This window comes from Pseudomonas sp. W5-01 (assembly GCF_046540435.1).
GTDB lineage: Bacteria > Pseudomonadota > Gammaproteobacteria > Pseudomonadales > Pseudomonadaceae > Aquipseudomonas > Aquipseudomonas graminis_B.
In genome coordinates this window covers 431,549-457,649 of the sequence record NZ_JAXCIP010000005.1, presented here as the reverse complement: position 1 = coordinate 457,649, position 26,101 = coordinate 431,549, and the positions used below count along the sequence as shown (strand labels likewise).

Sequence of the window (26,101 nt, the reverse complement as noted above, 5' to 3'; positions counted from 1 at the left end):
AAGCGACGACGAAGGAGTCCGATAGAGCCCTTTCGCATCGACAGTCATCCCCTGCAAGTCCGATCCATGACGGAGAAAGCAAATGGCAAAACGTATCCAGTTCAAGGCTTATGGCGGTCCCGAAGTGCTCGAGTACGTGGACTTCGAACCCCCGGCACCAGGCCCGAAAGACGTGCTCGTGCGTAACAAGGCGATTGGCGTTAACTTCATCGAGACCTACTTTCGCAGCGGCCTGTACCCGGCACCTTCGTTCCCGTCGGGGTTGGGCAACGAAGGCGCGGGCCTGGTTGAAGCGGTCGGCAGTGAAGTCACCCACGTCAAAGTTGGCGACCGGGTGGTGTACGGCACAGGTCCGTTGGGTGCATACGGGGACGTTCACCTGACGCCGGCCGCGAACATTGCCAAGCTGCCTGACGGTATCAGCTTCGAGCAGGGCGCCGCCGTCATGCTCAAAGGCCTGACCGTGCAGTACCTGTTTCGCCAGACTTACGAGATCCGTCCTGAAGAAACCATCCTGTTCCATGCCGCTGCCGGCGGCGTGGGATCGATCGCCTGCCAGTGGGCCAACGCCTTGGGCGTCAAGCTCATCGGCACGGTCAGCTCGGCAGAAAAGGCCGCACACGCTAAGGCCCACGGCGCATGGGAGGTGATCGATTACAGCAAGGAGGACGTCGTTCAACGTGTACTGGAATTGACCGATGGCAAGAAGGTCCCGGTGGTCTATGACGGCGTGGGCAAAGACACGTGGGAAACCTCTCTGAATTGCCTGGAATTACGCGGCCTGCTGGTCAGCTTCGGCAATGCGTCAGGCGCAGTGACCGGCGTGAACCTGGGGGTTCTCGCTCAGAAAGGCTCGCTCTACGTCACGCGCCCGACATTGGGCTCCTACGCGAACACCCCGGAAGCCTTGCAGGCAATGGCGGATGAAGTGTTCGAAATGGTCGCCACCGGCAAGGTGAAGGTCGACGACATCCAGAAGTTTGCCCTCAAGGATGCCGCGAAGGCCCACACCGAACTCTCCGGTCGCAGAACGGTGGGGTCGATCATTCTGGTGCCTTGATCACACCCGGCCAGACGGTGGAAGGGCATTACCCCGCCCTTACCACCTCAGCCGTGACCAGATCCCGTATCACACTCGGATTGCGGCGCCCGCCGAGACTTCCCCCCAGAACCAAGTCCAACTGCTCGTGGAAATACTGCTCGACCCGCAGCCGCGAGCGGGCGGCAGGGCGGCCGGTGGGGTTTGCGGAAGTCGACACCAGCGGGCCGGTCAAGGCGCACAGCTCCCGGACGATGGGGTGATCGCTGACGCGAAGGGCGACGGTGTCGTGCTTTCCGGTGATCCAGTCCGGCAACAGGCCTTGATGGGGCACCAGCCAGGTGTTCGGCCCCGGCCAGGTGCTGGCCATGCGATCGATCCACAGCTCGGGGAAGTCCTCGAAAAGGAAATGAAACTGACGGATGTTGTCTGCGATCAGGATCAAGCCCTTATCAACCGGCCGCGCCTTGATTGCCAGCAGGCGATACACCGCCTCCGCATCCCAAGGGTCACAGCCCAACCCCCACACCGCTTCGGTTGGATAGGCAATCACCGCCCCGGCCCGAATTTCTCGTGCGGCTTGCTGCACTCGCCAACTGCTGACCATCGTCCGTTCTCCCAAATTACGCAGGCGGGCAGTTTAACCTCAGCGTGCCCGGGCAAACCATCGCCCGGCTTCGCAAGCCACGCTGCTGTCGAGTTCCAGCTCGGTCAGCGCCGCCAGGACTTTGGGCAAAGGCCAACCGCTGTTGTGGGCCAGCGCCTCGCCGGTTTGCGGCGCTGCGTGCAATAGGGCGAGCAGCGGATGGAGCGGCGTCGACGGCTTATCAACGACCTCATGGCTCGGCGCAATGTTTTTCCAGCCCTGCAGCGCTTCAAGAATGTGGTCGATGGTTTCCACTAGCACCGCCCCTTCACGGATCAACTGGTGACACCCCCTGGCACCCGGATGATGGATCGAGCCGGGAATGGCGTAGACCTCACGGCCCTGCTCGGCGGCAAGACGTGCCGTGATCAGCGATCCGCTGGCGACGCTGGCCTCGACCACCAGCACACCTAGGGACAAACCGCTGATGATTCGATTGCGCCGGGGAAAGTTGCTGGCGTGGGGACCTGCGTCCAGTGGCAGCTCGGAAATCACCGCGCCGCCGTCGGCCACCATGCGCGCTGCAAGCTGGCGATGCCGCTGTGGATAAAGTTTTTCGATGCCCGTGCCCAGCACGCCGATTGTCCCGCCTTTTACGTCCAGCGCACCTTGATGCGCGGCGCCGTCGATACCCAGCGCCAACCCGCTGGTGATGACAAAACCGGCACCTGCCAGGCTCCGCGCGAACGCTGCAGCGGTGTCGAGTCCGGGCTTGGACGCGCGTCGACTGCCCACCATTCCCAGCTGCGGACGATCAAGCAAAGCGCGGTTTCCGGCGATGAAAAGCAGGGGCGGCGGATCAGGGATTTCTGCCAGCAACGCGGGGTAGTCAGGGTCGTCCCACATCAGCAAATGCTGGCCCGGACGCTCTAACCAGGCCAGTGCCGCGCTGGCGCCGTCGCGTACTTCGGGGCTGCGACGGGCCTCGGCACTGGCCGCCGGCAGACGTAAAGATCGCCACGCTGAAGCCGGCGCACTCAATGCCGCGCCGGCGCTGCCGAACGCATCGATGAGGGTGTGGAAACGTTTTGGACCGACTTCCGGCAGCCGATGCAAACGCAAGCGTGCTTCCAGCTCGGCCGGCGACTGAACGGCCTTTTCCAACAACGGCATGTGATCTTCCTTGATCCGTGGTCCACCCTATTCAGTGAACCAAGCTGTGGATAAGTCTGTTAACAACAATTTGATAAGTGAAGCATGCCGGTGGAGAAAAGTGAGTTACAGCTGATACATAGCATTACGGATTGCGGACTTTGTCCTGCACCGCCAGAGATCGAGTTGCGTGCAGCACCATGCCGTAGCTCAATCGCTCGTACGTGCGAAAGACCATCAGCAGTCCTGAACGCTCGTCGGGAATTTTGACTTGATCACCGTTGACCCGGTCGCGCACCGTCTCACCGGTCTTGTAGATCGCCAACACGTTGCCTTCGGCCAAGCCATCGAGCCGGCCACGGTCGATGGTCACCACGTCGAACTCGCCGATCTGGGTCACGCCCCGAGGCACGTCGATGATGTTGCCGTCGACTGGCTGCTGAGGTTCGCTGGGGACAAAGGTGGAATTGATTCGGCGCTCTTCGCTGACAAAAAGGCGGTCGCCAAGGCGCACCTCCTGGGTCGAACGCTGCATTTGCAACGTCGCCACATCACCTTCCGTGGCGATGACTTCGCCGCTGCCGATGTCATCGGCATTGATGCCCAGCACCACGCCGGTGACCGGATCGACGTAGGTCTTGCCCTTGCGATAGATGCCGTACGCCACATGGCTCGGCTCGAACTGTCCGCGCGCATAGATGCGGTCACCCGCGCCACTGAGCACCCGCTCGCCAGGACCGGCCACGACATGGGGCGCGGTTTCGAACTGGCTGGCGTTATCGATGATTCGGTTGTTCAACAGAAAGGCATTGATTGCGCCCAGCGGTATGGTCGGAATCGCCTCGGCAATCGGCGTACTGCGCACGCGCGGGGACAATTTGATGGTGCCCCGGGACGCGCCGCGATTGACCACGATGCGTGGCTGACCATCGACGTAAATCAGATTGAGCGTATCGCCGGGGTAGATCAGATCAGGGTCGTGAACCTGTGGATTGGCGCGCCAGAGCTGCGGCCACTTCCAGGGCTGATTGAGAAATTTTCCGGAAATGTCCCAAAGTGTGTCACCGGCGACGACGGTGTAACTCTGTGGATGGCCATCCCTGAGCTGTACTTGCGCCTGGACAAGGCCGGTCGCGGCCAACAGCAGCAGGGCGAGTAGTGATTTCCTCATGCGGTGAATCCCTTTATCATGTTGGCTTCGCGTGAAACGCTGAGTCTTGCGAGACTTCCCGTTTTACTAGGGCTGCAGCTTGTGACGTCCCAAGCCTAGCAGCCGATTTTGACTTTACCCTACAGTGCATCCCTTACGCATATGGCCATTCTAAACATCCTCGAATTTCCCGATTCGCGCCTGCGCACCATCGCCAAGCCGGTGGCTGAAGTGGACGACGGCATTCGCCAGTTGGTCGACGACATGTTTGAAACCATGTACGAAGCCCCCGGCATCGGTCTGGCCGCGTCGCAGGTTAACGTACACAAGCGCGTGGTGGTGATGGATCTCTCCGAAGATCGCAGCGAGCCGCGGGTGTTCATCAACCCCGAGATCGAGCCGCTGACCGACGAGATGGACCAGTACCAGGAAGGCTGTCTGTCTGTTCCAGGTTTCTACGAGAACGTGGATCGCCCGCAACGGGTCAAGGTCAAGGCGCTGGACCGTGATGGCCAGCCCTATGAATTCATCGCCGAGGGCCTGCTCGCCGTGTGCATCCAGCACGAATGCGACCACCTGAACGGCAAGCTCTTCGTTGATTACCTGTCCAATCTCAAGCGCGACCGGATCAAGAAAAAGCTGGAAAAACTCCACAAGCAAAACGCCTGATCCCGCCATCCTACTTTCTACCGTAGGAGCCCGAGTGCCCGCGATAGCGACCTGTCCTCCGCCGCATTTGTCGGCCGACACCACGCCATCGCGGGCAAGTGCGTTTCTACAGCCTTACTTCAAGAGAAGCCCATGACTGAGCCACTGCGCATCGTGTTCGCCGGCACCCCGGAATTCGCCGCCGAGCATTTGAAAGCCCTGCTCGACAGTCCCCATGACGTCATTGCGGTGTACACCCAGCCAGATCGCCCGGCCGGTCGTGGTCAGAAGCTGATGCCCAGCCCGGTCAAGCAGCTTGCCCTCCAGCACAATATTCCTGTCATGCAGCCGCCTACCTTGCGCGCACCCGAAGCCCAGGCCGAGCTGGCTGGGTTAAAGCCGGACCTGCTGGTCGTAGTCGCCTATGGCTTGATCCTGCCGCAGACCGTGCTGGATATCCCGCGTCTGGGCTGCATCAACAGTCACGCCTCGTTGCTGCCACGCTGGCGCGGTGCTGCGCCGATTCAGCGCGCGGTGCAGGCGGGCGATGCCGAAAGCGGCGTGACGGTCATGCGCATGGAAGCGGGCCTGGACACCGGCCCGATGCTGCTCAAGGTGACGACCCCGATCACAGGCGACGACACCGGCGGTACGCTGCACGATCGACTTGCCGAGCTCGGCCCACCTGCAGTGATTCAAGCCATTGCAGGGCTGGCGGACGGCACGCTGGTTGGCGAAGTGCAGAACGACAGCCTCGCCACTTACGCGCACAAACTGAACAAAGACGAAGCACGCATCGACTGGACCCGCCCGGCCGTTGAGCTGGAGCGACTGGTACGCGCCTTCAACCCATGGCCGATCTGCCACACCACGCTCAAGGGCGAATCACTGAAAGTGCTGGCCGCGCAGATCGCCGACGGGGAGGGCACGCCCGGCAGCATCATCGACGCAAGCAAAGACGGCCTGCTGGTCGCGTGCGGTGAAGGCGCGCTGCGTCTGACCCGTCTGCAACTACCGGGCGGCAAACCTATGGGCTTCGCTGACCTGTTCAACAGCCGTCGCGAGAAGTTCGCCGTTGGCACCGTCCTCGGCCAAGCGGTGGATGCGCAATGAACCCGCGTCTGGCCGCGGCCAAGGCACTGGCTGCCGTACTGAGCGGCAAGGCATCTCTGAACAGCTCTCTGCCCACGCAACTGGACAAGGTTGAAGACCGCGACCGCGGGCTGACCCAGGACCTGGCATTTGGCACCGCGCGCTGGGAGCCAAGGCTGTCCGCGCTGGCGGCCAAGCTGCTGCAGAAACCATTTAAAACCGCTGATAACGACGTGCAGGCCTTATTGCTGGTGGGTCTGTATCAGCTGTTCTATTCGCGAATTCCTGCCCACGCCGCTATCGGCGAAACCGTGGGCTGCGCTGACAAGCTAAAAAAACCGTGGGCAAAAGCGTTGCTCAACGCTGTGCTGCGTCGTGCTCAACGGGAAGGCGAGGCATTGCTGACGGAGCTGGAACACGATCCGGTGGTGCGTACCGCTCATCCACGCTGGCTGCAAAAAGCGTTGAAAGCCGCGTGGCCTGAGCATTGGGAAGCGATTTGTGCGGCGAACAACGCCCACCCGCCGATGATTTTGCGGGTCAACCGCCGGCATAAAACCCGTGAGCAGTACCTTCAGCTGTTGCTGGACGCAGGCATCGGCGCAACGTCCAGCACGTTCAGCCAGGACGGCATCGTGCTCACCGAACCGGGCGATGTTCGCTCACTGCCGGGTTTCGCCGAGGGCTGGATCAGCGTTCAGGATGAGGCAGCGCAACTGGCCGCCGACTTGCTGGAGCTGGCGCCGGGTCAACGTGTGCTGGACGCCTGTTGCGCGCCGGGTGGCAAAACTTGCCATCTGCTGGAAGTACAACCGGGCCTGGCGGGCGTGGTCGCAGTGGATCTTGAAGCCAAGCGCATGGTGCGGGTCAAAGAGAACCTTGATCGCCTGGGCCTGAGTGCCGAACTCATCGCCGCCGATGCCCGCGCCACCGACCTATGGTGGGACGGCAAACCGTTCCAGCGCATTCTGCTCGACGCGCCGTGCTCGGCAACCGGCGTGATTCGTCGCCACCCCGACATCAAGCTGACCCGTCAGGCGGATGACATTCCCCCCCTCGCAACGCTGCAAGGCGAATTGCTCGACGCGCTGTGGCCGACGCTGCAGGTTGGCGGGATCTTGCTGTACGCCACATGCTCGACGCTGCCCACTGAAAATACCGAAGTCATCGCTGCATTCCTGGCGCGTACGTCGGGTGCTCGGGAGCTGGACATTGCCGGTCAGCAAGGCAAGCCACCGCCCGGTCTGAAACAGCCCCACGGCCGTCAGCTGCTGGCGCAGGAAGGCGGGCATGACGGGTTTTACTACGCCAAACTGATCAAGATTGCGGCGGCGTGAAGACGATTGCCCGGTATGACGGAATCATCATTTCAAGGAGAGACTGATTGAAGATCATCATTCTCGGCGCAGGGCAGGTCGGCGGTACGCTGGCTGAGCACTTGGCGAGCGAAGCCAACGACATCACCGTCGTGGACACCGATCAGGATCGTCTGCGAGCGTTGGGTGATCGTCTCGATATCCGTACCGTCCATGGTCGCGGCTCGTTCCCGACCGTACTGCGTCAGGCCGGCGCCGATGACGCCGACATGCTGGTGGCCGTGACCAGCAGCGACGAGACCAACATGGTCGCCTGCCAAGTCGCCTACACGCTGTTTCAGACCCCGACCAAGATTGCCCGTGTTCGCGAGTCGGCGTACCTGACCCGCTCAGGCCTGTTCGCCAACGGCGCCATTCCCGTGGACGTGCTGATCAGCCCTGAGCAAGTGGTGACCCATTACATCAAACGGCTCATCGAATACCCCAGTGCCCTGCAAGTCATCGACTTCGCCGGCGGCAAGGTGCAGATGGTGGCGGTCAAGGCGTACTACGGCGGGCCTCTGGTGGGCCAGCAGCTGCGTCAACTGCGCACGCACATGCCGAATGTGGAGACTCGCGTTGCGGCTATTTTCCGTCGCGACCGCCCGATCATTCCCCAGGGCGATACGGTTATCGAGGCTGACGACGAGGTCTTTTTCATCGCTGCCAAGGCGGATATTCGCGCCGTCATGGGCGAGATGCGTCGCCTGGATGTGAGCTACAAGCGCATCGTGATTGCCGGCGGCGGTCAGATTGGCGAGCGGCTGGCGGAAGCCATCGAGAACCGCTACCAAGTCAAGATCATCGAGATGAACCCCGCCCGATGCCGTCACCTCTCAGACACGCTGAACAACACGGTCATCCTGCAAGGCAGCTCTTCGGATCGCGACCTGCTCGTGGAAGAGAACATCGATAACGCCGACCTGTTTCTGGCGCTGACCAACGACGACGAGGCAAACATCATGTCGTCGTTGCTGGCCAAACGTCTCGGTGCGAAGAAGGTGATGACGATCATCAACAACCCGGCGTATGTCGATCTGGTGCAAGGGGGAGAGATTGATGTCGCCGTCAGCCCTCAGCTCGCCACCATCGGTACGTTGCTGGCCCACGTACGGCGCGGCGATATCGTCAGCGTGCATTCATTGCGTCGGGGCGCGGCGGAAGCCATCGAGATCGTCGCCCATGGCGATGCCAAATCCAGCAAGGTGATTGGCAAAGCCATCATGCACATCAACTTGCCGCCCGGCACGACCATCGGCGCCATCACACGCGCCGACCAAGTGATCATCGCCCATGACAGCACCGTGATCGAATCGGGCGACCACGTGGTCATGTTCCTTGTGGATAAAAAGTACATCCGCGACGTGGAGCGGCTGTTTCAGGTGGGCTTGAGCTTTTTCTAGAGGCTCAATACCAGCGCTTCTCACCTTCGGGGCGTTTCTTGAAGCGCTTCATGGTCCACATGTATTGGCTTGGGTAGGCTCGCACGTACTTTTCAACCACCTTGCTCATGGCAGCTGCCGACGTTGCGGTGTCGGTGCTGTACATGTCGTCCGGCGCGGCTTCGAGTACGACTTTGTAGCCAGAACCATCCTCCAGACGCATCGCGTGGAGGAACACGCCAACGGCTTTGCCGCCCGCCAGCATGTTCGGTACGAACTTGCTGGTCAGCGCCATTGTTCCGCAGAAGGGCACGAATATGCCTGCCGACTCAGCGGGTTCCGGGTCCGCCGGAATGCCGACGGCGCCGCCTTTGCGCACTTCCTTGATGACGCTGAGAATGCCTTCCTTGGTCGAGGCTGCAACGCGGTTACCCAACTGGACGCGCTGCTTGCGCAGCAGATCGTCCACGGCCTTGAGCTTGGGTGGCCGGTAGAAAATGATCGGTTTGCACTGGCTGCAGTAGAAGTGGTTGAGCACTTCCCAGTTGCCCAGATGGCTGGTGATACCGACGACGCCCTTGCCCGACGCCAGGGCATCTTTCAACACCTGAAGCCCTTCGACTTCGCGAACCAGATTGATCGACTTCTGCGCCGGCCAGATCCACGCGCAGGCGCTCTCGGTCAGGGTCTTGCCGATGTCCATCAGACTGCGGCCGACCAGTGCTTCGAGCTCTTCAGGGCTCAGTTCGGGGAAGCACTTGGACAGGTTGATGCGCGCGACGTCGCGGGACCGGTTAGGCAACTTCCACATCAGCCAGCCGATGCAGGTGCCGACCCATTGCACTGCGCGCCACGGCAACAGGGCAAACAGGCGCAATGCCCCAACCATCAAGGCGCCTTTGAACTTATCCACAGATCACTCCCGAATACATGAGGCGGCCATTGTAACCGTTCATGGGAGCCGATTATCCACATCACCCGCCAGCTCGGCGTATCGATCACAGTCAACCGTATGATCCATCACCATTCCGGTGGCCTGCATGTAGGCGTAACAGATCGTCGGGCCGACGAAGGTGAAGCCGGCTTTCTTCAGCGCTTTGCTCATCGCTTCGGCCTCGGGCGTAATGGCCGGGACTTCGCTGCGGTCCTTGAAGTGATTGACCTTTGGCTTGCCGCCGACGAATGACCAGACGAACGCAACCGGGTCCTCCAGCCGTAGCCAGGCCAGGGCGTTCTTGCGCGCGGCATTGAGTTTGAGACGGTTGCGCACAATGCCGGGCTCCAGCATCAGCGCTTCGACTTCAGCATCGGTCATCGCAGCGATGCGCTGGACGTCGAAGCCGAACATCACTTCGCGGTAGCGCTCACGCTTTTTCAGGATGGTGATCCACGACAGTCCGGCCTGGAACCCTTCGAGCAACAGGAACTCGAACAGCATCTGCGCATCGCGCAACGGCACACCCCACTCTTGATCGTGGTAGTCCATGTAAAGCGGATCTTCGTTGCACCAAAAGCAGCGTGGCATAGGGCTCCCAAGGGTGGAGGCGCGGCCGAATCGGGTATACTCCCGCTCTTTAAATCGCAGCCCCCCAGTACAGGTGAATTTCGTGAGCCAGCCTACGCCAGCCGTGCGTACCTTCCAAGACTTGATCCTCGCCCTCCAGCAATACTGGGCTGAGCAAGGTTGTGTGGTACTTCAGCCCTACGATATGGAAGTGGGCGCCGGCACTTTCCACACCGCTACGTTTCTGCGCGCCATCGGCCCGGAAACCTGGAACGCCGCCTACGTACAACCGAGCCGTCGTCCTACCGATGGCCGTTATGGCGAGAACCCGAATCGCCTGCAGCACTACTATCAATTCCAGGTCGTCCTCAAGCCCAACCCGGACAACTTCCAGGAGCTGTACCTTGGCTCGCTGAAGCACGTGGGCCTTGACCCGCTCGTGCACGACGTCCGCTTTGTCGAAGACAACTGGGAGTCACCCACCCTCGGCGCCTGGGGCCTGGGTTGGGAGATCTGGCTGAACGGCATGGAAGTGTCGCAATTCACCTATTTCCAACAAGTCGGCGGCATCGAGTGCTACCCGGTCACGGGTGAAATCACCTACGGCCTCGAGCGTTTGGCGATGTACCTCCAAGGCGTCGAGTCGGTCTACGACCTGGTCTGGACTGACGGCCCGTTCGGCAAAGTCACCTACGGCGATGTGTTCCATCAGAACGAAGTGGAGCAATCGACCTACAACTTCGAGCACGCCAACGTCGACAAACTGTTCGAGCTGTTCGATTTCTATGAAAGCGAAGCCGTGCGCCTGATCGAAGTGGAGCTGCCATTGCCGAGCTACGAAATGGTCCTCAAAGCCTCTCACACCTTTAACTTGCTGGATGCCCGTCGCGCGATTTCCGTGACGGCGCGTCAGCAGTACATTCTGCGCGTCCGCACCCTGGCTCGCTCCGTGGCCCAGGCGTACCTGATGGCCCGGGCCAAGCTCGGCTTCCCGATGGCCGCACCCGATATTCGCGATGAAGTGTTGGCCAAGCTGGAGGCTGCGCAATGAGTGCTCAAGATTTTCTGGTTGAACTGGGCACCGAAGAACTGCCACCCAAAGCATTGAATACCCTGGCTGATGCGTTCATGGCCGGTATCGAAAAAGGCCTGCAGGCTGCCGGTCTGACCTACAGCGCCAAGCAGGTCTATGCCGCGCCACGCCGTCTCGCCGTGCTGATTACTCAGCTCGCCACCGAGCAGCCGGATCGCAGCGTCAACCTGGACGGCCCGCCACGCCAGGCAGCGTTCGATGCCGAAGGCAATCCGACCCAGGCTGCCCTGGGTTTCGCCAAGAAGTGCGGTGTTGACCTGAGCGAAATCGATCAGAGCGGCCCGAAGCTGCGCTACAGCCAGAGCATCCCTGGCAAGCCAACGTTGAGCCTGCTGCCGACGATCATTGAAGATTCGCTGAACGACCTGCCGATTCCGAAGCGCATGCGCTGGGGGGCGCGCAAGGAAGAGTTCGTGCGTCCGACCCAGTGGCTGGTGATGCTGTTCGGCGATCAAGTCGTCGACTGCACCATTCTTGCCCAGACGTCCGGCCGTGAATCCCGTGGCCATCGCTTCCATCATCCGGACAGCGTGCGCATTTCGTCCCCTGCCAATTACGCCAGCGACTTGCGCGCGGCCCACGTGCTCGCGGATTTCAACGAGCGTCGTCAGTTGATCAGCAAGCGCGTCGAAGAGCTCGCCACGCAACACGAAGGCACCGCCATCGTGCCGCCGGCATTGCTTGATGAAGTGACTGCGCTGGTCGAGTGGCCGGTGCCGCTGGTGTGCTCGTTCGAGGAACGTTTCCTTGAAGTGCCGCAGGAAGCCCTCATCACCACGATGCAGGACAACCAGAAGTACTTCTGCCTGCTGGATGCCGACGGCAAGCTGCTGCCGCGCTTCATTACGGTCGCTAACATCGACAGCAAGGACCCGTCCCAGATCGTCCACGGTAACGAGAAGGTCGTTCGCCCGCGTCTGACCGACGCCGAGTTCTTCTTCAAGCAGGACAAGAAGCAAAAGCTGGAGACCTTCAACCAGCGCCTGCAGAACGTGGTGTTCCAGGCGCAATTGGGCACGGTGTTCGACAAGGCCGAGCGCGTTTCCAAGCTGGCCGCGTTCATCGCGCCCCGCATTGGCGGCGATGCCCAGCGCGCCGCGCGTGCAGGTTTGCTGTCCAAGTGCGACCTGGCGACCGAGATGGTCGGCGAGTTCCCGGAGATGCAGGGCGTTGCAGGCTACTACTACGCCTTGGCCGACGGCGAACCCGAAGACGTCGCACTGGCGTTGAACGAGCAATACATGCCGCGCGGGGCTGGCGCTGAATTGCCAGGCACGTTGACCGGCGCCGCAGTTGCCATCGCTGACAAGCTCGACACACTTGTGGGCATCTTCGGCATCGGCATGCTGCCGACCGGCAGCAAAGACCCGTACGCACTGCGCCGGGCTGCCCTCGGCATCCTGCGCATCCTGATCGAGAAGAAGCTGGATCTCGATCTGGTCAAAACCGTGCAGTTTGCCGTCGCTCAGTTCGGTGTGAAGATCAAACCTGCCGGTCTGCCGGAACAGGTGCTCGAATTCATCTTCGATCGTCTGCGCGCGCGCTATGAAGACGAAGGCGTCGACGTTTCGGTCTACCTGTCGGTGCGCGCCTTGCAGCCCGCTTCGGCTCTGGACTTCGATCAACGTGTTCAGGCTGTCCAGGCCTTCCGCAAATTGCCTGAGGCTGCAGCACTGGCCGCCGTGAACAAGCGGGTTTCCAATCTGCTGAGCAAGGCGGACGGCAACATCGCCCAGACCGTCGAGCCGAAGTACTTCGATAACGCCAACGAGTTCTCGCTGTACTCGGCCATTCAGCAGGCAGATCAGGCGGTAGCGCCGATGTCTGCGAGCCGTCAGTACAACGAAGCGCTGACGCGTCTTGCGGCACTTCGCGAGCCTGTAGATGCCTTTTTCGAGGCAGTGATGGTCAATGCGGAAGACGCTGGCGTGCGAGCCAACCGTTACGCCTTGCTCGCCCGTCTGCGCAATCTCTTCCTCGGCGTTGCCGACATCTCCTTGTTGAGCTGACGGCGGAGCGCATGCCAGTGAAGTTGCTGATTCTCGATAGGGACGGGGTGATCAACCAGGATTCCGACGCCTACATCAAGTCGGTCGAAGAGTGGGTTCCGATTCCTGGCTCTATCGAGGCTATTGCGCAACTGAGCAAGGCCGGCTGGACGGTGGCAGTGGCCACCAACCAGTCCGGCATCGCTCGCGGTTACTACGATCTGGCCACCCTCGATGCCATGCACGCACGCTTGCGTGAACTCGTGGCGGAGGAGGGCGGCGAGGTCGGACTGGTTGTTTATTGCCCTCACGGCCCGGACGCGGGCTGCGATTGCCGCAAGCCAAAACCGGGCATGCTGAAGACCATTGCCCGCCATTACGCCGTGGATTTACGCGGCGTGTGGTTTGTGGGCGACAGCAAGGGTGACCTGGAGGCGGCGGTGGCCGTCGATTCACAACCTGTTCTGGTCATGACTGGCAAAGGTCAGAAGACGCGAAGCGGTGCATTACCCGCAGGCACGTTGGTTTTTGACGATCTGGCGGCGGTCGCCGCCGAACTTATTCACAACAGCGCCCCGTTGAACGGCTGACAGCTCTTCAACGGCTCGCTCAATTCGGGCAATTGCCCCGTAACGGTAAAAGCAGCTATGTCGATTGTGCAGGCCATCAGGATTTTCTTCTTTTACCTGCTGCTGGGCACTACCGCCCTGCTGTGGTGTTCGCTGAGTTTCTTTATTGCACCTTTCCTGCCGTTCCGTCTCCGCTATCGTTTCATCAATGTTTACTGGTGCCGCTGCGCCCTATGGCTGACTCGCGTGTTCCTCAACATCAAGGTCAGCATCACCGGCCAGGAAAACATCCCCGACACACCCTGCGTGATCGTCTCTAATCACCAGAGCACGTGGGAGACGTTTTTTCTCTCGGCCCACTTTCAGCCTTTGAGCCAGGTGCTCAAGCGGGAGCTGCTGTACGTGCCGTTCTTCGGCTGGGCCATGGCGATGCTGCGTCCCATCGCCATTGATCGCAACAATCCCAAGGCGGCGCTGAAGGTTGTCGCGAAGAAAGGCGATGAGCTGCTTAAAGATCGGGTCTGGGTGCTGATCTTCCCTGAAGGCACACGCGTACCTTACGGCCAGATCGGAAAGTTCTCGCGCAGCGGTTCGGCGCTGGCAGTAAACGCGGACTTGCCCGTCCTGCCTATCTCCCATAATGCCGGCCGCTATTGGCCGAAAGAGGGGTGGGGTAAGAAGCCGGGCACCATTGAAGTCGTGATTGGCAAACCGATGTACGCAGAGGGCACTGGCCCACGCGCAATCGCTGCGCTGAACGATCGCGTGTCGGCGTGGAACGAGCAAACCCAGCGTGATTTGGGGTCGCCCGCAGTACCTGCGCCAACCCCAGAGAAATCACCGGCATGAATTGTGGATAACCTGTGCACGAATAAATCGAAATTCGAAAAATTCGGTGCTAACTCGTTAATTTAAATACTTATTTCTTCCAGCACTTAGCGCGGCCGATGCGTGCATAAGTTTTTTCTTTACCGTTCCCCACTGACTTGAAAAAACCCGGTCTTGAGCCTGTGCAGCCAAGACCGTGGTGTGAATCAAGCCGTTCTGGCCGGCGCCGATATTCTCAGGTTGCAGAGCGCCCCCATACCCACCAATACAATCCCTCCGCACGCGGCTGCGACGAATCCCATGGCGGGGGAAACACTGTCGATCGCGAATCCCACCATCGGCGCGGACAGTGTCTGGCCTATTCGATAAGCCGAATCGTGCAGCCCCATCACTTCACCTCTCACGCTGGAAGGCGCCAGCTTGGCAACCGCTTCCGAGCCTGCAGCCAGCGTCGGCGTGCACAGCAGATTAGTGGGCAACAGCGCGAGCATCAGCCACCACCAGACGTCATCAAAGAACACCACGGGAAGCAGCAGCAGGCTCATTGCCAGGGCAAGTTTCATCTGTGACCACGACAGGTGGACAACACCGTGGACATACCCGCCCACGATGGACGCGATAGACATTGCGGCGATGACATACCCGGTAAAGGCGAGCTGATCGCTGGCGCGCAGCACAGCAATGAGTGCCAACTCGGTGCCATACAGCACGAATAACGCCCCCGCACTGACAAACATGACGGCCAATAAGCGGCCGCTCATCCATGTGCGGAGTTTGGGTCGGACACGATCCGGATTCGCTGCAACCTCGTCCACATTGCGCGTGGGCCAATTCAACACATAGAGCACGACGTAGGAGAGCGCTCGCCAAAGGCCTATGCCCGCCAGAGTGGCTGTCGCCGAATAGGTAGTGATCAACAGAATACCGCTGGCGGGCCCGATGACGAATGAAAGCTCCATAAGCATCATGTTGAGCGAGTACGCAGGCCGGCGCTGATCTTCCGGAACCAGGCTGGCGACGAACTGCCGGGCTAGCGATCCTGTCGGCACGGTAAACAGCCCGGCCACAAACGCCAGAAGCACGTAAAGCCAATAGCTCACCATGGGCAGCAGTATCCAGGCGAGAGTCGACAGTGTTCCGCATACGGCCACCACCGGGCGCAGGCCGTGACGGTCAATCATTCGACCGAGGAGGGGAGAGCCCACCGCGAAGCCAAGTGCGGTCGCCGTCCCCACCACGCCTGCATCAAAATAACTGCCACCCATTTCGTTGAGCACATGCAGGCTCAGGGTGAGGCCCATGATGGTCAGCGGCAGGCCTGCGACGAACATGAACAATGTGGCAGGCAACACTCGAGGGATAGCCAGCACTCTTTGGTATTTACGAATCGACATATGAATGAGGCTCCTTTGTCTTACATCTGTCCTGATGCAACGGTTTGATCGACAGGTATCCGGGTGTTTTGGGCAGTCATCGGTCAATTAGCGCGCAACGACACAGTCTCGCCCAACAAAAGCTATCGATCGAGTTTCATGGCCAAATTATTGGCTGACAAGGCATGCAGGTAATCCGCGTCCCGATTGGAGATGCCAATTAGACGTGCAGCGCCCCCAGTGTATCGTTCAAGCTCAAAAACCATTTCCAACCCTCTCGGTATCGCGCGTCCCCGACGGCGTGAGCGTCACAGCGGTGAATGGATCGAACCGGTACGACCCTGACCGAGCGCGGAGGCAGTATGAATACGTTGGGTGACCTGGCGTCCAGACGAAACAACCACTTCAACCTGATCAGAATGCTTGCCGCCACGGCGGTATTGATTTCCCACAGTTACCCTCTTGCACTTGGGCATGATGCGGTTGAGCCGCTCTCTGACTGGATCGGACTGTCCCTTGGTGACGTGGCGGTGATTACGTTCTTCTGCATCTCCGGCTTTTTTATTTCGCTTAGCCGCGATCGGGCGGACAGCACGATGGATTTTTTCACCGCCCGGTTTCTGCGCATCTTTCCTGGATTGATACTTGTGCTGCTGCTGAGCGTATTTCTGATCGGCCCCCTGCTTACGACACTGAGTGCGTCAGAATATTTCAGGTCAGGGGAAACATACGGCTATCTCGCCCACAACCTGACGCTGTTCAGCATGAAGTTTCAGCTGCCTGGTCTGTTCCAGAACAACCCTTGGCCCGGCATCAACGGCTCGCTGTGGACACTCTTTTATGAGGTGGCCCTCTACCTTCTGGTCGGCGCGCTTGGGACATTCTCCCTCTTCAGTGAAGGCCGGAAATTCGCCGGCTTTGTCATGTGCTATGCCGCCCTTTACGTCTCGTTCAAAGCCTTGATGCTGAACAGCGCTCTGGTCAGTGACTTCTACGGCACCGAATCTTTCTTCACGTGGAGCTTGCCGTTTGTGCTCGGCATGTCCTTCTACCGCTATCGTCAGCACATCGAGCATCGATTTATCGGCCTCCTGCCTTTTGTCGTATTAGCCGCCTGCACGTGGCGCACAGGATATTTCTTCGAGTGCTTTGTACTGGCCTGGACGTATCTGATCTTCTACCTCGGGTATGCAGCCCAGCCCGCGATAGACCGTTACAACCAGCTGGGCGATTACTCGTACGGGGTTTATATCTATGCCTTCCCGATTCAGGAAATAATTGCCCACCTGTTCAAAGGCCTCGGCCCTGGCAGTCTGATGCTGCTCGCCTTCCCACTGGTGTTACTGGCGGCCATATTCTCTTGGCACTTCATCGAAAGGCCATCCATGGCCCGGCGCCGTGAGCTTGCCAAGCGCTTAAGCAGTCGCTTGGACCACATGAAAACTCGTTGGAACACGACCGGGAAAGGTAACGCATGATGACCTACGCCCAGAGGGCGGATCTAAACGCATTCAGCATGGATTCAACAGGGAGTTCGCGATGAAGAGATTTCAAGTGCTGGACGGATTCAGGGGCATCTGTGCACTCAGCGTTGCGGTCTATCACATCCACATGCCACTGAGCTTTGGCGAATGGGCGTTCTTCAGAAATGCTCATTACCTGGTGAGCTTCTTCTTCGTCCTGAGCGGCTTTGTCATGGTCCACACCTACGGCCAGCGACTGGCCACGACCGATCAGTTCAGGCAGTTCTTCATTACTCGCACCTTCCGGCTGTATCCACTGCACGTCTTCGTGCTCCTGTTTGCCATCGCATTGGAGGTCGTGAAGATGGGCGCCGAGCATGCCGGTATAACTTTCAATCAAGCCAGCTTCACCGGGCAGCGAGCGCCTCAGGAAATCATCCCCAATCTGCTGCTGTTGCAATCCTGGTGGCCGGGATTCAACCCTCAGTCGTTCAACTTTCCGGCGTGGAGCATCAGTGTCGAGTACTACATCTACATGATATTCGCGGGGATACTTCTGTGTACCCCGCGCTTCGCCATGGCGATATTTCTCATGACTTCATTGATCGCTAGTGTGTGCTTGTCGTTGGGACTTGCCTATCTGATGGAGCCCGCACTGCAGGGGCTGTCTTGTTTCTTTGCAGGTCTGATGACTTACCAGCTCTATCAAGTTATCCACAACAAAACCATGGCGCGCTGGCTGCACACCGTCCTGGAACTTGTCGGCATCTGTTTGGCAGTGAGCTTGCTGGTGAGTGACATTGATCATAAGCAGATCATCCTGATGGTAGTGTTCTGCGTGCTTATGTTGATTTTCTCCTTTGAGGGGGGGTGATCTCGACGTTGCTGAAGGCTAGCCCATTCGAGAAATTGGGCACGCTGTCGTACTCGATCTACATGACTCATGCGATGGTTCTCTTCGCCTTCACCCTCGCCATGCTTCTAATAGGGAAAGTCACCGGCTTCACGATCGTGACTTATGCTGCTGCCGCCCCAGGTCCATTGCTTTCCTTTCACAATGCAGCAGCTGACCACTCCGTGCTCATCGGTCTGTTAATCGTCATCGTGGGTATATCCGCTATCAGCCATCGGTTCATTGAACTGCGCGGTATCGAATGGGGCAAACGGTTGAGCAGGAGAGGGCGGAACCCAGCGCCGATCAGTCCGATTAAAACAGTGAGCTGAATGCCTAAACGAAAACAGCCCCAATCGATTCACATCGTTGGGGCTGTTTTATTTACGGGTGAACCTTAGAAGTCCAGGTTCGACACTGCCAGTGCGTTGGCTTCGATGAAGTCACGGCGCGGTTCGACGGCGTCACCCATCAGTGTGTTGAAAATCTGATCAGCGCCGATGGCGTCTTCGATCGTCACCTTGAGCATGCGTCGCACGCTTGGGTCCATCGTGGTTTCCCACAACTGATCAGGGTTCATCTCACCGAGACCTTTATAGCGCTGAATGGTATGGCGCTTGGTGCTCTCTGCCATTAACCAGGCCAGTGCTTCCTTGAACTCGGTAACCGCTTTCTTGCGTTCACCACGTTGAACGTAAGCGCCTTCTTCCAGCAACGTGCTGATCTGAGCACCGAGTGCAGTGACTGTCTTGTAGTCATTGCTGCCGAAGAAATCGCGGTTGAACGTCACGTAGTTGGACAGGCCGTGGGAGATCAGCTCGACCTCTGGCAGCCATACGTTACGCTCGCGGTCTTCACGCAAGCTGGCCTTGTAGACCAACCCGGACTTCTCACCCACCCGCAGGCGCTCATCAAACTTCGCCAGCCACTCTTGCATGGCCGCATGATCCGACAACTGCTCCATTGGCACAGCCGGCAGATAAACGAAGTGCTCGGTCAGCTCTTGCGGGTACAAACGGGACAGACGCTTCAGGGTCTTCATGACCATGCGGAAGTCGTGAACCAGTTTCTCCAACGCTGCGCCAGAAATGCCAGGCGCCGATTCGTTCAGGTGCAGGCTCGCATCTTCAAGGGCCGACTGAGTCATGTACTCTTCCATGGCATCGTCGTCTTTGATGTACTGCTCTTGCTTGCCTTTCTTCACCTTGTACAACGGCGGTTGAGCAATGTAGATGTAACCGCGTTCAACCAGCTCCGGCAACTGACGGAAGAAGAAAGTCAGCAACAGGGTACGGATGTGCGAACCGTCGACGTCAGCATCGGTCATGATGATGATGTTGTGGTAGCGCAGCTTTTCGATGTTGTACTCGTCACGGCCAATGCCGCAGCCCAGCGCCGTGATCAACGTGCCCACTTCCTGAGATGAGATCATCTTGTCGAAGCGCGCCTTCTCCACGTTCAGGATCTTGCCCTTGAGTGGCAGGATGGCCTGGGTCTTACGGTTACGTCCCTGCTTGGCGGAACCGCCAGCAGAGTCACCTTCCACGAGGTACAACTCGGAAAGGGCAGGGTCCTTTTCCTGGCAGTCGGCCAGTTTGCCGGGCAGGCCTGCGATATCCAGCGCGCCCTTGCGACGGGTCATTTCACGTGCTTTACGCGCAGCTTCACGGGCACGCGCTGCATCGATCATCTTGCCGACGACGGCTTTTGCTTCGTTCGGGTTCTCGAGCAGGAAGTCAGAGAAATACTTGCCCATCTCCTGCTCAACCGCAGTCTTCACTTCTGAAGACACCAGCTTGTCTTTCGTTTGGGAGCTGAACTTAGGGTCGGGGACTTTGACGGAAATGATCGCTGTCAGGCCTTCACGCGCATCGTCACCGGTGGTGGCGACCTTATGCTTCTTGGCCAGACCTTCCTGCTCAATGTAGTTGTTCAGGTTCCGAGTCAGCGCAGAGCGGAAGCCGACGAGGTGGGTACCACCGTCGCGCTGTGGAATGTTGTTGGTGAAGCACAACAGGTTCTCGTTGAAGCTGTCATTCCACTGCAGGGCAATTTCAACGCCTATGCCATCTTCACGCTGGATGTTGAAGTGGAAGACCTGATTCACAGGCGTCTTGTTGGTATTCAGGTACTCGACGAATGCGCGCAGACCGCCTTCATACTTGAACAGCTCTTCTTTGCCGCTGCGCTCGTCTTTAAGAACGATACCCACACCGGAGTTGAGGAACGACAGCTCACGAATGCGCTTGGCGAGAATGTCCCAGCTAAAGTGAATGTTCTTGAAGGTTTCAGAGGAGGGCTTGAAGTGAATCTCTGTCCCCGTGGTATCACTTTCACCAACGATTTGCATTGGCTCTTGTGGAACACCGTGGACGTACGTCTGTTCCCAGACTTTTCCACTGCGGCGAACAGTCAGGTTCAACACCTCAGACAGCGCGTTCACCACTGAAACGCCCACACCGTGCAGACCGCCGGATACTTTGTAGGAGTTATCGTCAAACTTACCGCCGGCGTGCAACACAGTCATGATGACTTCGGCTGCGGAAACGCCTTCTTCTTTATGCACATCGACCGGAATGCCACGACCGTTATCGCGAACAGTGATCGATTCATCCGGGTGAATGATGATGCTGATGTCGTCACAGTGACCGGCCAATGCCTCATCGATCGAGTTGTCTACAACCTCAAACACCATATGGTGGAGGCCGCTGCCATCGTCTGTGTCGCCGATATACATACCAGGACGCTTGCGTACGGCATCGAGCCCTTTCAGCACTTTGATGCTGGTCGAGTCGTACGTTTGGTTTTCGCTCATGCCTTCACTCCCGGTGGTCGTGGGTCTGGGTGATATTGCCGTGTTCCACGTGGAACAAAGCAACTGGCGTTTCCGTCTGCCAGCCTTCCCTCAACAATTCATGATCTACGCAGGTGATAAATACCTGGCAGCGTAATTCTTCCAGCAGGCGACATAGCGCACCGCGGTGATTCTCATCGAGCTCCGATGGCAGATCGTCGACGAGGTAAATACATTGGCCACGACGAGCCGTGCTGACTAAATGTCCCTGCGCAATGCGAAGGGCGCAGACCACAAGTTTCTGCTGCCCACGGGAAAGGATATCCGCCGCGTTGTGTCCGCCTAGCCGCAGGCGTAGATCTGCACGTTGGGGTCCCGCTTGCGTGTGACCCATCTGCTGATCGCGGTAAAGCGAAGATGCCAGCACGTCACTCAGGTTTTTTTCCTTGTCCCATCCTCGATAGTAACTAAGCGTCAGCCCATCGATCTGAACAAGCTCACTCAGAGTTTGCTCGAACACAGGTTTCAACGCTTTGATATAAGCGCGCCGAAACTCATCAATTTCATCGCTAGCAAGACACAGCTCACGGTCCCAAGCGGCCTGCGAAGCGGCGTCAAGTGTACCATGCCGAAGCCACGAGTTCCGCTGCCTCAGGGCCTTCTGGAGCCGCTGCCAAGTCGACATGAAACGAGGTTCCACGTGGAACACTCCCCAATCCAGGAACTGACGACGAATTTTAGGAGCGCCTTCAAGGAGACGAAAGCTGTCGGGGTTGATCAGTTGCAGCGGCAGAGTCTCGGCAAGTTGCGCGGCGCTTTTGGCGTTTTGGCCGTCGATACGAATCTGGAAATCTCCCTGACGATCGCGGGAAATGCCAAGGCTGCTGTGGCCGCCTTCGGCGAGTTCTACCTGGCCAAAGACTGTGCACGCAGGTTGCTCATATTGAATGACCGGCTGCAGCCGTACACTGCGGAATGAGCGCGCCAAGCCGAGAAGATAAATCGCTTCAAGGACACTGGTTTTCCCACTGCCGTTGGCGCCATACAGGATGTTGATGCGGGGAGAAGGAGAGAAGGTCACCGGGTGCAGATTGCGCACCCCGGTGACCGAGACGCGGCTAAGAGACATTGATCAACTGCTGTTACAGACGCATCGGCATAACGACATAGGCCGAGTCGTCATTACCGGATTCCTGCACCAAAGCACTGCTGTTGGAATCAGAGAGAATCAGACGGACTTGCTCCGTGGTCATGACACCCAGTACGTCGAGCAGATAGCTCACGTTGAATCCGATCTCGAGAGAGCTGCCATTGTAGTCGACGCTGATTTCTTCCTCGGCCTCTTCCTGCTCCGGGTTATTCGCTTGAATCTTCAACTGACCGTTGGCCAGTTGAAGGCGAATGCCCCGGTACTTCTCGTTCGAGAGAATCGCGGTACGGCTGAACGCTTCCCGCAATGCCTGACGATCACCCACGACGAGCTTGTCGCCGCCCTTGGGAAGTACTCGCTCATAGTCCGGGAATTTACCGTCAACCAGCTTGGACGTGAACGTGAACTCACCCGTGGTTGCACGAATGTGATGTTGACCCAATACGATACTGACCAGGCCATCTTGCTCGGTCAGTAACCGGGCCAATTCCAGGATGCCCTTACGCGGCACGATTACCTGATGACGGTCAGCCTGCTCGATCTCGGCGGCCATGGAACACATCGCAAGACGGTGCCCGTCGGTTGCAACCGCGCGCAGAATGCCCGACTGAACCTCAAGCAGCATACCGTTAAGGTAGTAGCGAACGTCCTGCTGGGCCATTGCAAAGCTGGTGCGCTCGATTAACCGGCGCAATTTGCTTTGAACGAGGCTGAATGTAAGCGAACCCGGGCCTTCTTCGACGGTAGGAAAGTCGTTGGCAGGCAGGGTCGAAAGCGTGAAACGGCTGCGGCCCGCTTTGACGATCAGCTTTTGCTCGTCGAGCTTGATGTCGATGAGCGCGTCATTCGGAATGCTTTTGCAGATGTCCATCAGCTTGCGCGCAGGAACCGTGATCTCGCCAGGCTCTGCAGGCTCTTCCAACTGCACGCGGCCGACCAGCTCGACTTCGAGGTCAGTACCAGTCAAAGACAGCTGCTGGCCCTCCACGACCAGTAGCACGTTCGAAAGAACCGGCAAGGTCTGACGGCGTTCAACGACGCCCGCGACCAGTTGCAGGGGTTTCAACAGGGCTTCGCGTTGAATGGTGAAATGCATGGTCTAGTCCCTTGCCTTGATAAGCTGCGTCGGCATTACGTTGTCAAAGTCCGCAGCAGGTTCTTGTAGTCCTCGCGGATGTCCGCATCGGATTCTTTAAGCTCATTGATCTTCCGGCATGCATGCAAGACCGTTGTGTGGTCCCGGCCGCCAAACACATCGCCGATTTCAGGAAGGCTGTGATTGGTCAGCTCCTTTGACAATGCCATCGCCACTTGTCGCGGTCGCGCAACAGACCTGGAGCGGCGTTTGGAAAGCAGGTCGGAGATCTTTATCTTGTAGTACTCAGCAACAGTCCGCTGAATGTTATCCACACTCACCAGTTTGTCCTGCAGCGCGAGCAAATCTTTCAGCGATTCACGGATCAGCTCGATCGTGATGTCCCGACCCATGAAGTGTGAGTGAGCGATGACGCGCTTCAGCGCACCCTCAAGCTCACGCACATTGGAGCGGATTCGCTGCGCGATAAAAAATGCGGCGTCGTGAGGCAGATCGACTTTCGCCTGATCCGCCTTCTTCATCAAAATCGCCACGCGTGTTTCAAGTTCCGGTGGCTCGACTGCCACCGTCAGACCCCAGCCGAAGCGTGACTTGAGTCGCTCTTCAAGGCCTTCGATTTCCTTGGGGTAGCGGTCACTCGTGAGAATAACCTGCTGACCGCCTTCGAGAAGGGCGTTGAAGGTGTGGAAAAACTCTTCCTGAGAACGTTCCTTGCGCGCAAAAAATTGAATGTCATCAATCAATAGTGCGTCGACGGAGCGATAGAAGCGTTTGAACTCATTAATGGCATTGAGCTGTAGCGCCTTGACCATATCCGCCACGAATCGCTCGGAGTGCAGATACACGACTTTGGCGTTCGGATTCTTCTTGAGCAGGTGGTTACCCACAGCATGCATCAAGTGGGTTTTACCCAGACCCACACCTCCGTAAAGGAAGAGCGGGTTGTACCCATGCTTAGGATTGTCCGCTACCTGCCAGGCAGCAGCCCGCGCCAGTTGGTTCGATTTACCTTCGACAAAGTTCTCGAACGTGAAGGTCCTGTTCAGATAGCTGGTGTGCTTCAGCGCTCCCTCAACCTGAACATTACGCTGCTCGGCGCGCGCAGGAGCTTGCTGAGAACTGGCGCCAGCCATCGGATCGAAGCTCGCCCTGGAAGGCTCATCCTCGACATTCAATGAGGTCTGAATCATCGGAGCAGGCGTCGCTACGGACTGCGGCGCTCGTGCTACAGCCGGTGCTTCGCTGGTGGCTGCCAACTCGGCGGCCTGAGAAGCGGCAGCCGCTGCTGCAAGCGGAGCGTTCGGAGCGGCGCGTGGAGCAGAGCTGCGCTTGCTGCCTATTAATAAGGACAGCGCCGGCGCAATTCCCTGGCCATGCTCGCCCAGCAACTCGAGCAATCGACCCAGGTACTTCTCATTCACCCAGTCCAGCACAAACCGGTTGGGCGCATACACGCGCAATTCGTCGCCTTCGGCTTCAACTTGTAAAGGTCGGATCCAGGTGTTGAATTGCTGGGCAGGCAGCTCATCGCGCAAAAGCTCAACGCATTGCTGCCAAAGTTCCACTGACACAAATATCCCCTAGATTCTGAAGCCGGCGTGGCAAAAACAAGCGGCCATTGTAACCACCCGTAGCTGACTTATCCACACGAAGGTAGAGCGCCAGCGCACGAAAGCCTGCACAAAGCGCCTAAAAAGACGACAGCCGGTGGATAGTTAAGCTCTGTGGATAACCGAGGGTTAGCTCTCTGCATAACGATGCGTTGAAGTCTGTGGATAAAGCAGCTGTGGATAAGTAACCCTTCTATGCACAGCTTGTCGCCAGCCGTCGCACAGCTGCGGCACTGCTTGTGGACAGACTTTCATTCCTCTGTACATCAAGCAGTACGTGGTCTGCAGCGGTTTATCCACAGAAATCCTCTCCCTAAGCTTTTATAAGCTTTACAAAGAAGCTTTAAATACCTTCCTTCTTTATTTCTATATCTACGTCCCAAGAATGTACCGACGGATAGATCGCTGTCGACGAAATGGACCCAGGAACTAAATGCAAGAAACATTGGTTGGAAATTGACCTGCGGGCCCGCTTTCTCTAGAATCCCCGGTCTCTTAAAACGGGGGCCATTCCGGCCCGTTGTGGACGAACCAGGTAACACGCCATGAAACGTACTTTCCAACCCAGCACTATCAAGCGCGCTCGCACCCACGGTTTCCGTGCTCGTATGGCCACCAAAAACGGTCGCGCAGTTCTGTCGCGTCGTCGCGCCAAAGGCCGTAAGCGTCTGGCAGTTTGATTAATCGGCACAGGTGGTGAGTCAGGACTTCAGTCGGGAAAAGCGTTTGCTGACACCCCGGCATTTCAAGGCAGTCTTTGACTCCCCCACCGGCAAGGTTCCGGGAAAAAATCTCCTGCTCCTTGTGCGCAACAACGACCTTGATCATCCCCGTCTAGGGCTGGTGATCGGAAAGAAGAGCGTGAAGCTCTCCGTCGAGCGCAACCGTTTGAAACGCCTGATGCGTGAGTCGTTTCGCCTTCACCAGGACAACCTGGTCGGATGGGATATCGTCGTCGTTGCACGCAAAGGCTTGGGTGATATTGAAAACCCCGAATTGATTCAGCATTTCGGCAAGCTCTGGAAACGTCTGGCGCGCAGCCGGCCCGATCCCGAACTTAAAACCGAAACTGCGGGGGTAGACAGTACTGATGCGTAAACTGGCGCTCGTTCCGATCCAGTTTTACCGCTATGCCATCAGTCCTCTGATGGCCAGTCACTGTCGTTTCTACCCCAGTTGCTCCTGCTACGCGTACGAGGCCATTGAGAATTATGGTCTGGTGCGTGGTGGCTGGCTGACCTTACGTCGCTTAGGTCGGTGTCATCCGTGGAATCCCGGTGGTTATGACCCGGTTCCACCTGCTCCCACCTCCCGTTCCTCTTCGATGGCCGAGTAAT

The 26,101-nt window shown here is 58.4% G+C and carries 25 protein-coding genes; 15 read left to right on the top strand and 10 right to left on the bottom strand.

Annotated features, from left to right (window positions below; translation table 11 throughout):
* Positions 1-82 precede the first annotated feature (82 nt).
* Positions 83-1,060 (top strand): NADPH:quinone reductase, encoded by a 978-nt coding sequence (locus SLW75_RS18860; protein ID WP_074886172.1) that lies wholly within the window; start codon positions 83-85, stop codon positions 1,058-1,060.
* A gap of 28 nt (positions 1,061-1,088) precedes the next feature.
* On the opposite strand, the gene SLW75_RS18855 is transcribed toward SLW75_RS18860, so the two are convergent.
* From SLW75_RS18855 to SLW75_RS18845, 3 genes are all read right to left on the bottom strand, one after another.
* Positions 1,089-1,646: an L-threonylcarbamoyladenylate synthase gene (locus SLW75_RS18855; RefSeq protein WP_410935143.1), complete on the bottom strand. Its 558-nt coding sequence runs from the start codon at positions 1,644-1,646 to the stop codon at positions 1,089-1,091.
* 39 nt (positions 1,647-1,685) lie between these two features.
* Positions 1,686-2,798 carry a DNA-processing protein DprA gene (gene dprA, locus SLW75_RS18850; protein WP_410935142.1) on the bottom strand — a complete coding sequence of 371 codons (1,113 nt, stop codon included), beginning with the start codon at positions 2,796-2,798 and terminating at the stop codon, positions 1,686-1,688.
* Between the two features lie 124 nt (positions 2,799-2,922).
* The gene (locus SLW75_RS18845) at positions 2,923-3,948 is read right to left on the bottom strand and encodes a LysM peptidoglycan-binding domain-containing protein (RefSeq protein WP_410935141.1); all 1,026 of its coding nucleotides are present in this window, start codon (positions 3,946-3,948) and stop codon (positions 2,923-2,925) included.
* Positions 3,949-4,089: 141 nt separating this feature from the next.
* Here SLW75_RS18845 and def point away from each other — a divergent pair, with 141 nt between their 5' ends.
* The 4 genes from def (at position 4,090) to trkA (ending at position 8,425) form a co-directional block, all read left to right on the top strand.
* Positions 4,090-4,596: a peptide deformylase gene (gene def / locus SLW75_RS18840; RefSeq protein ID WP_065988024.1), complete on the top strand. Its 507-nt coding sequence runs from the start codon at positions 4,090-4,092 to the stop codon at positions 4,594-4,596.
* Positions 4,597-4,728: 132 nt separating this feature from the next.
* Positions 4,729-5,688, top strand: a complete 960-nt coding sequence (fmt, locus tag SLW75_RS18835) for a methionyl-tRNA formyltransferase (protein WP_369318184.1) — start codon at positions 4,729-4,731, stop codon at positions 5,686-5,688.
* Positions 5,685-7,004 carry a 16S rRNA (cytosine(967)-C(5))-methyltransferase RsmB gene (rsmB, locus tag SLW75_RS18830; RefSeq protein WP_065988027.1) on the top strand — a complete coding sequence of 440 codons (1,320 nt, stop codon included), beginning with the start codon at positions 5,685-5,687 and terminating at the stop codon, positions 7,002-7,004. The genes fmt and rsmB overlap by 4 nt, the downstream gene beginning before the upstream one ends.
* Positions 7,005-7,051: 47 nt before the next feature.
* Positions 7,052-8,425: a Trk system potassium transporter TrkA gene (trkA, locus tag SLW75_RS18825; protein WP_172610176.1), complete on the top strand. Its 1,374-nt coding sequence runs from the start codon at positions 7,052-7,054 to the stop codon at positions 8,423-8,425.
* Positions 8,426-8,429: 4 nt separating this feature from the next.
* On the opposite strand, the gene SLW75_RS18820 is transcribed toward trkA, so the two are convergent.
* Both SLW75_RS18820 and SLW75_RS18815 read right to left on the bottom strand, forming a co-directional pair.
* Complete coding sequence (locus SLW75_RS18820; RefSeq protein WP_065988029.1) at positions 8,430-9,317, bottom strand: lysophospholipid acyltransferase; 888 nt, start codon at positions 9,315-9,317, stop codon at positions 8,430-8,432.
* Between the two features lie 39 nt (positions 9,318-9,356).
* The gene (locus SLW75_RS18815) at positions 9,357-9,929 is read right to left on the bottom strand and encodes a DNA-3-methyladenine glycosylase I (RefSeq protein ID WP_065988030.1); all 573 of its coding nucleotides are present in this window, start codon (positions 9,927-9,929) and stop codon (positions 9,357-9,359) included.
* 82 nt (positions 9,930-10,011) lie between these two features.
* Here SLW75_RS18815 and glyQ point away from each other — a divergent pair, with 82 nt between their 5' ends.
* Genes glyQ through SLW75_RS18795 form a run of 4 tightly spaced genes read left to right on the top strand, consistent with a single transcriptional unit; the run spans position 10,012 to position 14,407 of the window.
* Positions 10,012-10,959: a glycine--tRNA ligase subunit alpha gene (glyQ, locus tag SLW75_RS18810; protein WP_065988033.1), complete on the top strand. Its 948-nt coding sequence runs from the start codon at positions 10,012-10,014 to the stop codon at positions 10,957-10,959.
* On the top strand, positions 10,956-13,010 hold the full coding sequence (glyS, locus tag SLW75_RS18805; RefSeq protein ID WP_410929748.1) for a glycine--tRNA ligase subunit beta: 2,055 nt from the start codon (positions 10,956-10,958) through the stop codon (positions 13,008-13,010). Before glyQ ends, glyS begins: the two co-directional genes overlap by 4 nt.
* Before the next feature lie 11 nt (positions 13,011-13,021).
* Positions 13,022-13,579: a D-glycero-beta-D-manno-heptose 1,7-bisphosphate 7-phosphatase gene (gene gmhB, locus SLW75_RS18800; RefSeq protein ID WP_167355781.1), complete on the top strand. Its 558-nt coding sequence runs from the start codon at positions 13,022-13,024 to the stop codon at positions 13,577-13,579.
* Positions 13,580-13,636: 57 nt separating this feature from the next.
* Positions 13,637-14,407, top strand: coding sequence for a lysophospholipid acyltransferase family protein (locus SLW75_RS18795; RefSeq protein WP_296306702.1), 771 nt, complete (start codon positions 13,637-13,639; stop codon positions 14,405-14,407).
* 185 nt (positions 14,408-14,592) lie between these two features.
* Here the strand turns inward: SLW75_RS18795 and SLW75_RS18790 are convergent, their stop codons facing one another.
* Positions 14,593-15,780, bottom strand: coding sequence for an MFS transporter (locus SLW75_RS18790; protein WP_410935140.1), 1,188 nt, complete (start codon positions 15,778-15,780; stop codon positions 14,593-14,595).
* Between the two features lie 341 nt (positions 15,781-16,121).
* On the opposite strand from SLW75_RS18790, the gene SLW75_RS18785 reads away from it, so the two are divergent.
* The 3 genes from SLW75_RS18785 (at position 16,122) to SLW75_RS18775 (ending at position 18,446) form a co-directional block, all read left to right on the top strand.
* The gene (locus SLW75_RS18785; protein WP_410935139.1) at positions 16,122-17,237 is read left to right on the top strand and encodes an acyltransferase family protein; all 1,116 of its coding nucleotides are present in this window, start codon (positions 16,122-16,124) and stop codon (positions 17,235-17,237) included.
* A 61-nt stretch (positions 17,238-17,298) separates the two neighbouring features.
* Entirely contained in the window at positions 17,299-18,096 is a 798-nt protein-coding gene (locus SLW75_RS18780) for an acyltransferase family protein (RefSeq protein ID WP_410935138.1), read from the top strand.
* Positions 18,093-18,446 carry a hypothetical protein gene (locus tag SLW75_RS18775; protein ID WP_410935137.1) on the top strand — a complete coding sequence of 118 codons (354 nt, stop codon included), beginning with the start codon at positions 18,093-18,095 and terminating at the stop codon, positions 18,444-18,446. Before SLW75_RS18780 ends, SLW75_RS18775 begins: the two co-directional genes overlap by 4 nt.
* 65 nt (positions 18,447-18,511) lie before the next feature.
* Here SLW75_RS18775 and gyrB read toward each other — a convergent pair whose 3' ends face one another.
* The 4 genes from gyrB to dnaA are packed head-to-tail and all read right to left on the bottom strand — an operon-like array spanning position 18,512 to position 24,725.
* Positions 18,512-20,929: a DNA topoisomerase (ATP-hydrolyzing) subunit B gene (gene gyrB / locus SLW75_RS18770; protein ID WP_065988041.1), complete on the bottom strand. Its 2,418-nt coding sequence runs from the start codon at positions 20,927-20,929 to the stop codon at positions 18,512-18,514.
* Between the two features lie 4 nt (positions 20,930-20,933).
* Positions 20,934-22,037, bottom strand: coding sequence for a DNA replication/repair protein RecF (recF, locus tag SLW75_RS18765; protein ID WP_065988043.1), 1,104 nt, complete (start codon positions 22,035-22,037; stop codon positions 20,934-20,936).
* Between the two features lie 13 nt (positions 22,038-22,050).
* Positions 22,051-23,154 carry a DNA polymerase III subunit beta gene (dnaN, locus tag SLW75_RS18760; RefSeq protein WP_065988045.1) on the bottom strand — a complete coding sequence of 368 codons (1,104 nt, stop codon included), beginning with the start codon at positions 23,152-23,154 and terminating at the stop codon, positions 22,051-22,053.
* A gap of 35 nt (positions 23,155-23,189) precedes the next feature.
* Positions 23,190-24,725 carry a chromosomal replication initiator protein DnaA gene (dnaA, locus tag SLW75_RS18755; protein ID WP_410929744.1) on the bottom strand — a complete coding sequence of 512 codons (1,536 nt, stop codon included), beginning with the start codon at positions 24,723-24,725 and terminating at the stop codon, positions 23,190-23,192.
* A 584-nt stretch (positions 24,726-25,309) separates the two neighbouring features.
* On the opposite strand from dnaA, the gene rpmH reads away from it, so the two are divergent.
* The 3 genes from rpmH to yidD are packed head-to-tail and all read left to right on the top strand — an operon-like array spanning position 25,310 to position 26,100.
* Complete coding sequence (gene rpmH, locus SLW75_RS18750; RefSeq protein ID WP_002551315.1) at positions 25,310-25,444, top strand: 50S ribosomal protein L34; 135 nt, start codon at positions 25,310-25,312, stop codon at positions 25,442-25,444.
* 16 nt (positions 25,445-25,460) lie between these two features.
* Complete coding sequence (gene rnpA / locus SLW75_RS18745; RefSeq protein WP_065988273.1) at positions 25,461-25,862, top strand: ribonuclease P protein component; 402 nt, start codon at positions 25,461-25,463, stop codon at positions 25,860-25,862.
* Positions 25,855-26,100 carry a membrane protein insertion efficiency factor YidD gene (yidD, locus tag SLW75_RS18740; RefSeq protein ID WP_074886126.1) on the top strand — a complete coding sequence of 82 codons (246 nt, stop codon included), beginning with the start codon at positions 25,855-25,857 and terminating at the stop codon, positions 26,098-26,100. The genes rnpA and yidD overlap by 8 nt, the downstream gene beginning before the upstream one ends.
* The last annotated feature ends 1 nt before the right edge of the window (position 26,101 follow it).

Bases quoted from the DNA above. Each gene is read 5' to 3' on its own strand.
- SLW75_RS18860 (WP_074886172.1), top strand. From the start codon at position 83: ATGGCAAAACGTATCCAGTTCAAGGCTTATGGCGGTCCCGAAGTGCTC.
- SLW75_RS18855 (WP_410935143.1), bottom strand. From the start codon at position 1,646: ATGGTCAGCAGTTGGCGAGTGCAGCAAGCCGCACGAGAAATTCGGGCC.
- dprA (WP_410935142.1), bottom strand. From the start codon at position 2,798: ATGCCGTTGTTGGAAAAGGCCGTTCAGTCGCCGGCCGAGCTGGAAGCA.
- SLW75_RS18845 (WP_410935141.1), bottom strand. From the start codon at position 3,948: ATGAGGAAATCACTACTCGCCCTGCTGCTGTTGGCCGCGACCGGCCTT.
- def (WP_065988024.1), top strand. From the start codon at position 4,090: ATGGCCATTCTAAACATCCTCGAATTTCCCGATTCGCGCCTGCGCACC.
- fmt (WP_369318184.1), top strand. From the start codon at position 4,729: ATGACTGAGCCACTGCGCATCGTGTTCGCCGGCACCCCGGAATTCGCC.
- rsmB (WP_065988027.1), top strand. From the start codon at position 5,685: ATGAACCCGCGTCTGGCCGCGGCCAAGGCACTGGCTGCCGTACTGAGC.
- SLW75_RS18815 (WP_065988030.1), bottom strand. From the start codon at position 9,929: ATGCCACGCTGCTTTTGGTGCAACGAAGATCCGCTTTACATGGACTAC.
- glyS (WP_410929748.1), top strand. From the start codon at position 10,956: ATGAGTGCTCAAGATTTTCTGGTTGAACTGGGCACCGAAGAACTGCCA.
- gmhB (WP_167355781.1), top strand. From the start codon at position 13,022: ATGCCAGTGAAGTTGCTGATTCTCGATAGGGACGGGGTGATCAACCAG.
- SLW75_RS18795 (WP_296306702.1), top strand. From the start codon at position 13,637: ATGTCGATTGTGCAGGCCATCAGGATTTTCTTCTTTTACCTGCTGCTG.
- SLW75_RS18790 (WP_410935140.1), bottom strand. From the start codon at position 15,780: ATGTCGATTCGTAAATACCAAAGAGTGCTGGCTATCCCTCGAGTGTTG.
- SLW75_RS18785 (WP_410935139.1), top strand. From the start codon at position 16,122: ATGAATACGTTGGGTGACCTGGCGTCCAGACGAAACAACCACTTCAAC.
- SLW75_RS18780 (WP_410935138.1), top strand. From the start codon at position 17,299: ATGAAGAGATTTCAAGTGCTGGACGGATTCAGGGGCATCTGTGCACTC.
- gyrB (WP_065988041.1), bottom strand. From the start codon at position 20,929: ATGAGCGAAAACCAAACGTACGACTCGACCAGCATCAAAGTGCTGAAA.
- recF (WP_065988043.1), bottom strand. From the start codon at position 22,037: ATGTCTCTTAGCCGCGTCTCGGTCACCGGGGTGCGCAATCTGCACCCG.
- dnaN (WP_065988045.1), bottom strand. From the start codon at position 23,154: ATGCATTTCACCATTCAACGCGAAGCCCTGTTGAAACCCCTGCAACTG.
- rpmH (WP_002551315.1), top strand. From the start codon at position 25,310: ATGAAACGTACTTTCCAACCCAGCACTATCAAGCGCGCTCGCACCCAC.
- yidD (WP_074886126.1), top strand. From the start codon at position 25,855: ATGCGTAAACTGGCGCTCGTTCCGATCCAGTTTTACCGCTATGCCATC.